Annotated in this window: 11 protein-coding genes and 1 tRNA gene; 9 read left to right on the top strand and 3 right to left on the bottom strand. The window is 64.6% G+C overall.

Annotated elements, in window-relative coordinates:
* The 3 genes from purC to ppk2 all read left to right on the top strand — a co-directional run.
* Nucleotides 1-603 (top strand): phosphoribosylaminoimidazolesuccinocarboxamide synthase (gene purC, locus ACIP0B_RS15525; protein ID WP_400833337.1); only part of this gene is annotated, 603 nt, incomplete at its 5' end.
* Between the two features lie 84 nt (nt 604-687).
* Nucleotides 688-777: transfer RNA gene (locus tag ACIP0B_RS15520), tRNA-Ser, on the top strand.
* Between the two features lie 167 nt (nt 778-944).
* Entirely contained in the window at nt 945-1,769 is an 825-nt protein-coding gene (gene ppk2 / locus ACIP0B_RS15515; protein ID WP_400833334.1) for a polyphosphate kinase 2, read from the top strand.
* Between the two features lie 55 nt (nt 1,770-1,824).
* On the opposite strand, the gene ACIP0B_RS15510 is transcribed toward ppk2, so the two are convergent.
* Nucleotides 1,825-2,016, bottom strand: a complete 192-nt coding sequence (locus ACIP0B_RS15510) for a YegP family protein (protein ID WP_400833331.1) — start codon at nt 2,014-2,016, stop codon at nt 1,825-1,827.
* A gap of 278 nt (nt 2,017-2,294) precedes the next feature.
* Between ACIP0B_RS15510 and ACIP0B_RS15505 the strand changes: the two genes are divergently transcribed.
* The 6 genes from ACIP0B_RS15505 to ACIP0B_RS15480 all read left to right on the top strand — a co-directional run bounded on the left by ACIP0B_RS15505 (nt 2,295) and on the right by ACIP0B_RS15480 (nt 7,955).
* Nucleotides 2,295-3,263 carry a glycosyltransferase family 2 protein gene (locus tag ACIP0B_RS15505; protein ID WP_400833329.1) on the top strand — a complete coding sequence of 323 codons (969 nt, stop codon included), beginning with the start codon at nt 2,295-2,297 and terminating at the stop codon, nt 3,261-3,263.
* 3 nt (nt 3,264-3,266) lie between these two features.
* On the top strand, nt 3,267-3,977 hold the full coding sequence (locus ACIP0B_RS15500; RefSeq protein ID WP_400833326.1) for a class I SAM-dependent methyltransferase: 711 nt from the start codon (nt 3,267-3,269) through the stop codon (nt 3,975-3,977).
* 20 nt (nt 3,978-3,997) lie between these two features.
* Nucleotides 3,998-4,360 (top strand): GtrA family protein, encoded by a 363-nt coding sequence (locus tag ACIP0B_RS15495; protein WP_400833323.1) that lies wholly within the window; start codon nt 3,998-4,000, stop codon nt 4,358-4,360.
* Nucleotides 4,357-6,453: a DUF6311 domain-containing protein gene (locus tag ACIP0B_RS15490; RefSeq protein ID WP_400833321.1), complete on the top strand. Its 2,097-nt coding sequence runs from the start codon at nt 4,357-4,359 to the stop codon at nt 6,451-6,453. The genes ACIP0B_RS15495 and ACIP0B_RS15490 overlap by 4 nt, the downstream gene beginning before the upstream one ends.
* Before the next feature lie 71 nt (nt 6,454-6,524).
* Nucleotides 6,525-7,439: a LysR substrate-binding domain-containing protein gene (locus ACIP0B_RS15485; protein WP_400833318.1), complete on the top strand. Its 915-nt coding sequence runs from the start codon at nt 6,525-6,527 to the stop codon at nt 7,437-7,439.
* A gap of 150 nt (nt 7,440-7,589) precedes the next feature.
* Entirely contained in the window at nt 7,590-7,955 is a 366-nt protein-coding gene (locus tag ACIP0B_RS15480) for a 5-carboxymethyl-2-hydroxymuconate Delta-isomerase (RefSeq protein ID WP_400833317.1), read from the top strand.
* Nucleotides 7,956-7,958: 3 nt separating this feature from the next.
* Here ACIP0B_RS15480 and ACIP0B_RS15475 read toward each other — a convergent pair whose 3' ends face one another.
* Both ACIP0B_RS15475 and ACIP0B_RS15470 read right to left on the bottom strand, forming a co-directional pair.
* Nucleotides 7,959-8,894: a LysR substrate-binding domain-containing protein gene (locus ACIP0B_RS15475; RefSeq protein ID WP_400833314.1), complete on the bottom strand. Its 936-nt coding sequence runs from the start codon at nt 8,892-8,894 to the stop codon at nt 7,959-7,961.
* 208 nt (nt 8,895-9,102) lie between these two features.
* Nucleotides 9,103-10,287, bottom strand: a complete 1,185-nt coding sequence (locus ACIP0B_RS15470) for a cyanate transporter (protein ID WP_400833312.1) — start codon at nt 10,285-10,287, stop codon at nt 9,103-9,105.
* Between the last annotated feature and the right edge of the window lie 220 nt (nt 10,288-10,507).

Genomic DNA, 10,507 nt, shown 5'->3' with positions numbered 1-10,507 from the left:
AAGCGCATCGAACAGCTCGACCGCAAGGGCATGGTGAACAACAAGTTCAACGCCTTCATCATGCAGAAGCTCGAAGCGGCCGGCATCCCGACCCAATTCGACAAGCTGCTGGGCGACAACGAGTGCCTGGTGAAGAAACTCGACATGATCCCGGTCGAGTGCGTCGTGCGTAACTACGCCGCCGGCAGCCTGGTCAAGCGCCTGGGCGTCGAAGAGGGCATGAAGCTCAACCCTTACACCTTCGAACTGTTCCTGAAGGACGACGCCAAGGGCGACCCGTTCATCAACGAATCCCACGTCGTGGCGTTCGGCTGGGGCACCGCCGAGCAACTGGCGCGCATGAAGGAACTGTCCCTGAAGGTCAACGACGTCCTGAGCAAACTCTTCGACGACGCCGGCCTGCTGCTGGTGGACTTCAAGCTTGAATTCGGCGTGTTCAGCGACGGCTCCATCGTCCTGGGCGACGAATTCAGCCCGGACGGCTGCCGTCTGTGGGACAAGGACACCAAGAAGAAAATGGACAAGGACCGCTTCCGCCAAGGCCTCGGTGACGTCATCGAAGCCTACGAAGAAGTGGCCAACCGTCTGGGCGTACCGCTTTAACCGACGCAAGCATCTGATAGCACGGAAAAAATTTGCGTCAGGGGGTTCGCTTCCGGCAAAAGTGTTGTTATGATGCGCGCCGTTGGAGAGATGCCAGAGTGGCCGAATGGGACGGATTCGAAATCCGTTGTACCTTCGCGGGTACCTAGGGTTCGAATCCCTATCTCTCCGCCATTATTTGAAAAGCCCCGTAGCTGAGAAGCTACGGGGCTTTTTGTTTGCGCCGAAGAAAGCCGGCCGTACGCGGGCTTGCCTTTCGCGATAACTGACTAAACTTTCCTGTTCAAGGTCAAAGGCCGCCGGCCTCTTCCGGCAGCCATTTCAATCCGTGAGGTTTGGCCATGGCGAAAAGCAAGAAGAAGGACGTCGAAAAGGGCAGGACGGGCGAAAAGACGAAGCTGTCGAACAAGGACTACCTGGCCGAACTGCGCCGCCTGCATGTCGAGCTGGTGAAGATGCAGGAGTGGGTGACGGCCAAGGGCATCAAGGTCTGCATCATTTTCGAGGGCCGTGACGGGGCGGGGAAGGGCGGGACGATCAAGGCGATCACCGACCGGGTGAGCCCGCGGGTGTTTCGCGTGATCGCGCTGCCGGCGCCGACCGACCGCGAGAAGAGCCAGATGTACATCCAGCGCTACCTGCCGCATCTGCCGGCGGGCGGTGAGGTGGTGATCTTCGACCGCAGTTGGTACAACCGCGCCGGGGTCGAGCGGGTGATGGGCTTCTGCACCGACAAGCAGGTCGAGAAGTTTCTCCAGACCGTGCCGCTGGTGGAGCGGGCGATCGTCGATTCGGGGGTGATCCTGCTCAAATACTGGCTGAACGTCAGCCAGGAAGAGCAGACCCGAAGGTTGGAAGAGCGCATCTCCGACGGGCGCAAGATCTGGAAGCTTTCGCCCATGGACCTGAAGTCCTACAGCCGCTGGTATGACTACTCCAGGGCCCGTGATGAAATGATCGAGGCGACCGACACCGGTTATGCGCCATGGCTGGTGGCCGACTCGAACGACAAGCGCCGGGCGCGCCTGAACATCATTTCCGACCTGCTCAGCCGCATCCCCTATGAAGACGTGCCCCGGGAAAAGGTTGTCCTGCCCAAACGGCAGAAGCCTGGCGGCTACCGGGAGACGGACTACCCCTTCAAGCACATTCCGGAACGCTTCTGAAGCCATGGGCCGCTGACGCCGCCAGGGTCGGCGGCTTCGGCGGCCTGTCCTGCCGTCAGATTTCCTTGATGGGCGTCTCGCCCTGCACGCCTTTGATCAGCTCGATCACGTGCAGGCAATCCGCCTTGTTCACATACGACTCGCCGCTGGCGATCGTCTCGTGGTTTCCCGCCCTCAGTCTCCAGCGCCACTGGCCTTTGCCGGTGCTCGGGGTGCCTTTGGATTGTCTGTAGATCTCGAAATACATTCAGTTCGCTCCATGCGATTGGTTCATGGCGACACGCTGTGCCGCACCGGTGCAAGCCTAGCGGAGCGGGACTTTTTGGCTATCGGGCATTTGTTTCCAATCGTTGGCGAATGTTTCTGCAAGGCCCGGAATAGAGCCGGCGGATCGGCGTCCGGTTTGGCGGCAATGCCCTTGCTTCACCCTTGCGCCGCATCCGGCGGTGCTGCTTAATGGCAGGCGGCTCATGGCGTCGGCTCCTGTTCGGCGACCGATCGACACTATAAGAAAAGAGCAGGCCCTTGAATCATCCGCACGGAACGCAAACCGCGGGGCAGGTGACGTTGTCGCTGGTGATCCCCGTCTTCAACGAAGAGGACAGCCTCGACGGCTTTCTCTCGCGCATTCGGCAGGTTTTCGAGCGCGAGGCGCAGATCGACCTGGAACTGGTGTTCGTCAACGACGGCAGCGGCGATGCGACGCTTGAGCGGCTGCTGCAGCGCCAGTCGGAGGATGCGCGCATCCGCATCGTCGACCTGAGCCGCAATTTCGGCAAGGAGGCGGCCCTGTCCGCCGGCCTGCAGACGGCCACCGGGCAGATCGTGGTGCCGATCGACGTCGACCTGCAGGATCCGCCCGAAGTCATCCTGCAGATGATCGCCCTCTGGCGGGAGGGCCATGAGGTGGTGCTGGGCCACCGCATCAGCCGCCGCAGCGATTCCTGGGCCAAGCAGACCTCCGCCAACTGGTTCTACCGCTTGCACAACAGGATCGCCGACCAGCACCTGCCGGAGAACGTCGGCGATTTCCGCTTGATGGACCGTTGCGTGGTGGACGCGCTGCTGACCTTGCCGGAGTCGAGGCGCTTCATGAAAGGCCTGTTCGCCTGGGTCGGGTTCCGCACCACCCATGTCGATTACGAACGCCCGGAGCGCGCAGCGGGCAAGAGCAAGTTCAACGGCTGGCGGCTGTGGAACTTCGCGCTGGAAGGCATCACCAGCTTCAGCACCGAGCCGCTGCGGATCTGGACTTACCTGGGCGCGGCAGTGTCGCTGGTGTCCTTTGCCTTTGCGATGTTCATCGTGGTGCGCACCCTGATCTACGGCATCGACCTGCCCGGCTATGCGTCGCTGATGGTTGCCGTGACCTTCCTCGGCGGCCTGCAACTGATCGGCATCGGGGTGCTCGGCGAGTACCTGGGCCGCACCTACATCGAAGCGAAGCGCCGGCCGGTTTTCCTGGTGCGCCGCGTCTACGACCCCAAGGACTGACACATGGATCTCAAGGAAACCGACATCCTCGGCGACAGCATCGGCGAGCATTGGTACTACTGCTCCAAGGCGGCCGCGACCCGCCGGCTGCTGGGCGATGCGCCGATCGGACGGATTCTCGACGTCGGTGCCGGCTCAGGCTTCTTTTCCCATCACTTGCTGACCCGCACCGCCGCCCGCGAAGCCTGGTGCGTGGACATCAGCTACCCCGCCGACTCCAGCGCGAGCGCCGCCGGCAAACCGGTGCATTACCGCCGTTGCGTCGAGGCTGTGGACGCCGATCTGGTGCTGCTGATGGATGTGCTGGAGCACGTCGGTGACGACCTCGGGCTGCTCAAGTCCTACGTCGACAAAGTCCCGTCCGGCAGCCGCTTCCTGATGACCGTGCCCGCCTTCCAGTTCATGTGGAGCGGGCACGATGACTTCCTCGAACACAAGCGCCGCTACACCCTGGGGCAGTTCGAAGCCCTGGCCGCCGATGCGGGATTGCGGGTGGAGCGGGGCGCTTACTACTTCGGTGCGGTGTTTCCGCTGGCGGTGGCGTCGCGCTTGCTGCCCGGCGGCAGCCGGGGCTCGGCGCCGCGCTCGCAACTCAAGCGCCACCATCCTGTCGTCAATGCGTTGCTCAAGGCCCTGTGCAGCCTTGAGCTGCCGTTGATGGGCGTGAACCGTCTGGCCGGCCTGAGCGTGTTCGTGCTGGCGCGCAAGCCGTGACGGTCGCCGACAGAGCGGCCTTGCTCCGCCGTGGCTTGCGCTTCGCCGTGACCGGGTTGTTCGTCACGGCGCTGCATGCGCTGGTGGCGGTGCTGTTCATCAATTTCGTCAGCCCCCAGCCGCCGTTGGCCAACGGCGTGGCCTTCGCCGTGGCGACGGTGGTGTCGTATGTGATCAACACCACCTGGAGCTTTTCCGCGCGGCTGCACGGCAAGACCCTGATGCGCTTCCTGCTGGTCTCGGCGGGCGGGTTTCTGTTGGCGATGTTCGTGGCCTGGGCCGCGCAGCTTGCCGGCCTGCACTACCTGCTGGGCATCGTGGCGGTGGCGCTGACGATTCCGGCATTCACTTTCGTGCTGCACAACTTCTGGACGTACCGATGAAGGATTCACGAGCGCATCCGGCGTTTGCCGTTCTGCCTTTGCTGTTGGGCGTGCTGGCGTTTTTCCTGACGGTCGGGCCGCAGGTGCTGAACCCGCAGAACATCGCCTGGCTGGAGCAGGGCGACATGGCGACGCACTATCTGGGGTGGGCGTTTTTCCGTCATGCGCCTTGGGCATTTCCCTTGGGGCTCAACCCGTTCTATGGGCTGGAGCTGGGCAGCTCGATCATCTTTTCCGACTCGAACCCGTTGCTGGCGCTGGTGTTCAAGCCGTTCAACGCCTGGTTGCCGGACACCTTCCAGTATTTCGGGTATTGGCTGCTGGCGTGTTTTGTCCTGCAGGCCTGGTTCGGCTGGAAACTGATCGGGCTGATGACGGATCACCCGCTGATCCGTTTGCTGGGAACGGGATTGCTGCTGCTTTCACCGCCGATGCTGTTGCGCATGGGCGGGCACCTGTCCCTGGCCGGGCACTTCCTGATTCTGGCCGCGCTGTACCTGGCGCTGTTGCCGGACCTGCGCCGGCGTCGCCTGGCTTGGGGAGCGCTGCTGGCGGTGACGGCGTTGGTGCACGCCTACCTGCTGGCGATGGTGGCGCTGATCTGGGTGGCGGACCTGCTGGGCAAGGTCTTCGCTCAGCGGTTGAGCCGGCGCCAGAGCCTGATCGAGGGTGTGTCGCTTCTGGCGCTGGTCAGCCTGTGCTGCTGGCAGGCGGGCTACTTCGCCATTGCCGACGGTGTGGTGGCCGGCGGTTTCGGGCTGTACCGGATGAACCTGCTGTCGCCGGTGGATCCTGCGGGCTGGTCGCAGGTCCTGCCGAACCTGCCGAAGGCCGGCGGTGACTATGAAGGCTTCAACTACATGGGGCTGGGCGTCCTGTTGCTGGTGCCGCTGGCGCTGGTGGCGTGGCTCCGCGACCGGCAACCCTTGAACGGCACCTTGGCCGCCCGGCCATGGCTGCTGATGGCCTTGGCCGGGTTGTGGCTGTTCGCCTTGTCGAACCAGATCGGCATCGGCGCCTGGACCTTCGGGTATCCGCTGCCGAAAGCGATCCTCGGGTTGGCCAACGTCTTCCGGGCCTCGGGCCGGATGTTCTGGCCGGTGTTCTACGCGCTCATCCTGGCCGTGATTTTTTTGGTGGTGCGCGGCTATCGGCCGCGCGTCGCGATGGGCTTGCTCGCATTGGCCCTGTTGGCCCAGGTCGTCGACAGCCGCAGCGGCTGGACGGGCCTGAGGGACGGAAAAGGGGTGGCCCCCGCATCGGCCTGGGCCAGCCCGATGCGCGATCCGTTCTGGGCCGACGCCGCGGCGCGCTACGCGAACGTGCGCAGCCTGCTGCCGCAGAATCAGGGCGAGCGCTGGCAGGTGATCGCCGGTTTCGCCGCGGCCCACGGCCTGAAGACCGATGCGGTCTACCTGGGACGCATGAGCACCTCAGCGCTGGAGCTGGCGCAACAGAAGGCCCGGCGCATGCTTGCGTCGGGGCGGTATGACCAGGACTCGCTGTACATCCTCGACGATGACGTCTTGGCCGATGCCGCCAACAGCATCGTCAGCGACAACGATCTGCTGACCCGGGTGGACGGGCTCGTTGTGCTCGCGCCGGGCTGGAAGCGTTGCACGTCGTGCGTGCAGGTGCCGGACGAGGGGCGGCGGATATCGTCGGTTCCGCTCCTGCGTGCGGGTGAGGCGCTGATGTTCGATCACAGAAGCCGGCATCTGGCCGAGGGCTGGTCGACGCCGGAAAGCTGGGGCACGTGGACGGAAGGCCGGCAGGCGCAGATCGCATTGCGGGTGCGGTCCGGGGCGACCTCGATCGGGATCGAGGCATTGGCGTTCGTCCAGCCCGCGCATCCCGGCCAACGGGTGATCGTGAGCCTGAACGGCGAGCCGGTGCTGTCCACGAACCTGACGCAGTTCCAGGGCAACCGTCTTGAGATCCCGATCAGCGCCGAGCTCGGTGAGCGCCTTGCGCACGATGACCGGCTCGTGATCGGGCTGCAGCTGCCGGATGCCGTCAGTCCTCGGCAACTGGGGATCAACGACGATGCGCGGGTGATGGGCCTGGGGCTCAAGCGTTTGACGGTGAATTGACGCGCCGTTTCGATGGACGGCGCCCCCCGGGCCTTTCTACACTGCCGCCATCTGGGGACGGGGGGTGAGGGATGAACCGAAATGAACTGCGCAAGGCCGACATCAACCTGATGGTGGTGTTCGAGACGCTGATGCTCGAACGCAACGTGACCCGGGCCGCCGAGAAGCTGTTCCTCGGCCAGCCGACCATCAGTTCGGCGCTCAACCGCTTGCGCACGATGCTCAACGATCCATTGTTCATCCGCGTCGGCCACCGCATGGAGCCGACGGCCCGGGCCGAAGACATCTTCCGCCACCTCAAGCCGGCGCTGGACTCCCTCTCGGTGGCGCTGAGCCTGACCCGCGATTTCGATCCTGCCGTCAGCACCATGACCTTTCGCATCGGCCTGTCCGACGACGTCGAGTTCGGCCTGCTGCCGCCGGCGTTGCGCGCGCTGCGCCAGGAGGCGCCGAACGTGGTCTTCGTGGTGCAGCATGTCGACTACTGGCGGATCCCCGACCTGCTGGCCTCGGGCGACATCACCGTCGGCATCAGCCAGACCCGCGGCCTGCCGGCCAACGCCAAGCGCAAGCTGCTGCGGCACATCCAGCCGAGCATCCTGCGGGCGGACGCCAGCGCCACGCCGCTGACCCTCGATGAATACTGCGCCCGCCCGCACGTGCTGGTGTCCCACACCGCCAACGTCAGCGGCTACGCCGACGAGTGGCTGGCGGACATCGGCCGCACCCGTCAGGTGGTGCTGTCGGTGCCGCAGTACAGCGCGTTGCCGGCTCTGCTGGCCGGCACCGACCTGATCGCCAGCCTGCCGGACTACACGGCCGACGCGATGGCCGCCTCGGGGCTGCTGTTCAAGGAGCCGTTCCCGTTCAAGACGCCGACCCTGGACCTGTCGATGGTCTGGCTCAGCCATGTCGACAGCGACCCGGCCGAACGCTGGCTGCGCTCGCGGCTTGAGGCGTTGATGAGCGAACGGCCCGCGACCTGATCGACACCGCAGCACCTGTAGGCGCGAGCCTGCTCGTGATGGCGGCCCTGCAGTCGCAGCGATGCCACCGGTTTATGCACGGGCAGACCCGTTCCCACAGCGATTAATGATATATGTACGGCCTCTGCGCCCAATGAATGGAGTTCCCCCATGCCGCACCTGCACCTGGAATACAGCGCCAACCTGCCGCAACTGAATCCCGACCTGGCGCTGATCCGGCTCAACAATACCCTCGTGGCTTCCGGTCAGTTCGCCGCGGAGTTCGACATCAAGAGCCGTGCGGTGAAGGTCGAGACGTTCAAGGTCGGCACCGCGCCGGGCGAGCGGGCCTTCGCCCATGTGAAGTTGGCGCTGCTCAGCGGACGTTCGCCGCAGATCAAGCGGCAGCTGTCGGAGAGCCTGCTGGCGGCGCTGCAGGAGCTGTGCGAGTGGCCGGCCGGGGTCGAAGTGCAGTTGTGCGTGGAGCTGCTGGACATCGACCGCGAGTCCTACACCAAGACCGCCATCGGCGTTTGACGCTCAGGCGGCTTCCAGTTCCGAGCAGGTCTTGATGACCTGCTCGCGCAGCCAGAGGTTGGCGCTGTCCTGGTCGGCGTTGCGGCTCCATTGCATGTCGAGGGTGAAGCCGGGCAGGCCGTTGGGCGCCTCGCAGTGGTTGAACACCGCATCGTTGGTCAGCAGGCGCTGGATGCGCCGGGGCAGGGTGAGGATGAAGTCGGTGCCGGTGATCATCTTCAGCGCCGCGCTGTAGCTGTTGGAGCGGGCGACGATCTGGCGCTTCTGCGCCTGGCGCGCCAGCCAGCCGTCGACCATGTTGGTGGTGGACATCCACGGCGTGGGGAACACGTGCCGGCGCTCGGTGAAGGCCTTGAGGCTCAGGCGCGGCTCCAGCGGCGTGGCGCGCTTGTCGAAGACGCAGACCAGGTCGTCCTCCAGCAGCATGCGCGATTTCAGGTCGGCGTGCTGGCGGTGGAAGTGCGGGCCGAAGCAGATCACCAGGTCGAGGCTGCCGTCGCGCAGATCGTCGGCGGGGACGTCGGTCTCGAACTTGTGCATGTTGACCATCACCGGCAGGTCATCGAAGTCGAAGCGCTTGAGCATCCGCGGCAGGATCAGTTGCTCGAAGTATTCCGGTGCGCAGATGTTGAAGGTGACCGCCTGGGCCGTCGGATCGAAGATCGGGGCGCCGGCGTGGCACAGGTTGATGCTTTCGAGGATTTTCTGCACATGGCCGTACATGCTGTCGGCCTTGTAGGTCGGGCGCATGCCCGTGCGGGTATTGATGAAGAGTTCGTCCTCGAAACTGGTGCGCAGTTTCTTCAGGCAGTAACTGACGGTGGACTGGCTGACGAACAGCGCCTCCGACACGTCGGTGACACTGCTTTGCTCGTACACGGCGACGAACACCATGAGATCCTGCATGTCGAGCTTTCTAAGCAAGTTACTGTTCAGCATCCGTTCCGTCCTGCAGTGCTCCTTGCGCCGAACCGCGCAAACGTGTGCGGACGATGCTAACGGAACGATGGTGCCAGGAAAAACCCCCGTAGGACATTTTACGGTCAGTTGTGGGACAGAAAGTTCCAGCAATACGACGTGCTGAAGCAAACCCGGAAAAGATGGCCAGAGGCCTTGCATTCGCCGTGGCCCGGCCGAGCCATTCGGGTCAGCGGATATGGCGGGCGTAATGCTGCGGGTCGAAGCGCTGAACCATCAGCAGCATCACCGCCATCACGGCGGTCAGCGACCACCAGGCGCCTTCGAAGCTGCCCGAGCTATCGCGGATGACCCCGGCCAGCAGCGGCGAGAGGCCGGCGATCAGGTAGCCGATGCCTTGCACGAACGCGGTCAGGTTGCCTGCGCGTTGCGGGTCGTCGAGATGGTCGAGCGACACGATCAGGCTCATGGGGAACAGGCCGCCGATCCCGAGGCCCAGCAGGCAGGGCCAGAGCAGGCTCAGGTGTTGCGGGCTGAGGATCAGGCCGCAGAAGCCGGCGATGATCAGACCGAGCAATGCGCTGAGCACCCGGCGCCGGTCGCGGCTGCGGTTGGCGATGGCGGGCACCGCCAGGCCGGCGATCACCTCCATGGCGGTCAGGAAACCCAGCACCAGGCCGGCGTGCTGCTCAGTGAAGCCCTGCTCCATGTAGTACGGCGCCAGCCAGGCCAGCACGCAGGTGTAGGACGCCGTGCCCAGGCCGAAGAAGAGGGCCAGCCACCAGGCGCGGGTGTTCGAGAAGAACGTGTCTTTTCCGACGCGGGCAGCGGTGACGGATGACGTCCCCGCATCCTGGATCCACCAGGCCAGTGCGGCGAACAACGCCAACGCCGCCCAGACCGCCAGCCCTTCGCGCCAGCTGCCGCCGTGCAGCATGACCAGCGGAGCGAGCGAGGCGGCCAGCGCGGCGCCGCCCATGATCGAGGTGACGTACAGGCCCATGCACAGCGCGACGTTGTCGGCGAAGCGTGCCTTGATCAGCGCCGGCATCAGCGCCTGGATCAGCGCGATGCCGATCCCGGCCAGCACCGCGCTGACGATCAGTTGCGGCGCCGAGTCGAGAAACAGCCGCGACAGGGTCGCCAGGCCGATGACCAGCAACGACAGCAGCACCGTGCGTTGCTCGCCCAGGCGCCGGCTGACGCCGAGGCCGAAGAACATGGCCAGCCCCATCGCCATCACCGGCAACATGGTCAACAGGGACGCGAGGCTGAAACTCAGCGGGATGTCGCCGCGGATGGCCGACAGCAAGGGGCCCACCGCCGCCATCGACGGACGCAGGTTGAGGGCGACCAGCACGATGCCGAGCATCAGCCAGACGGCGGGACGGGAGGTGGTGCGCACGCTTTCCATTGGCAGGCCTTTGAGCGGGAGGCTGTCGATTAGGCGCGCGGGGCCTGCGCAGGGGCAAATCAGAAAGTCCGAAGTGGTATTTAAAAAGTCGATATCACTGCGTGGCAGTCGCCCAGGTGTCGGTTGTGCCCGCGATGGCAGTAGGTCAGGCACAGAGACATCAGCAGTGCCGGCCTCATCGCTTGCAGGCAAGCTACCACAGGGTTTTGCGATGTACGGG

Source organism: Pseudomonas sp. NPDC089534 (genome assembly GCF_044749305.1).
GTDB classification, from domain to species: domain Bacteria; phylum Pseudomonadota; class Gammaproteobacteria; order Pseudomonadales; family Pseudomonadaceae; genus Aquipseudomonas; species Aquipseudomonas ekonensis.
Note: the sequence above shows the minus strand (reverse complement) of the source record. Positions and strands in the feature narration are given on the sequence as shown.

What these genes read in the sequence shown, in the direction of transcription:
- ppk2 (WP_400833334.1), top strand. Translation starts at nt 945, where the DNA reads ATGGCGAAAAGCAAGAAGAAGGACGTCGAAAAGGGCAGGACGGGCGAA.
- ACIP0B_RS15510 (WP_400833331.1), bottom strand. Translation starts at nt 2,016, where the DNA reads ATGTATTTCGAGATCTACAGACAATCCAAAGGCACCCCGAGCACCGGC.
- ACIP0B_RS15500 (WP_400833326.1), top strand. Translation starts at nt 3,267, where the DNA reads ATGGATCTCAAGGAAACCGACATCCTCGGCGACAGCATCGGCGAGCAT.
- ACIP0B_RS15490 (WP_400833321.1), top strand. Translation starts at nt 4,357, where the DNA reads ATGAAGGATTCACGAGCGCATCCGGCGTTTGCCGTTCTGCCTTTGCTG.
- ACIP0B_RS15485 (WP_400833318.1), top strand. Translation starts at nt 6,525, where the DNA reads ATGAACCGAAATGAACTGCGCAAGGCCGACATCAACCTGATGGTGGTG.
- ACIP0B_RS15480 (WP_400833317.1), top strand. Translation starts at nt 7,590, where the DNA reads ATGCCGCACCTGCACCTGGAATACAGCGCCAACCTGCCGCAACTGAAT.
- ACIP0B_RS15475 (WP_400833314.1), bottom strand. Translation starts at nt 8,894, where the DNA reads ATGCTGAACAGTAACTTGCTTAGAAAGCTCGACATGCAGGATCTCATG.
- ACIP0B_RS15470 (WP_400833312.1), bottom strand. Translation starts at nt 10,287, where the DNA reads ATGGAAAGCGTGCGCACCACCTCCCGTCCCGCCGTCTGGCTGATGCTC.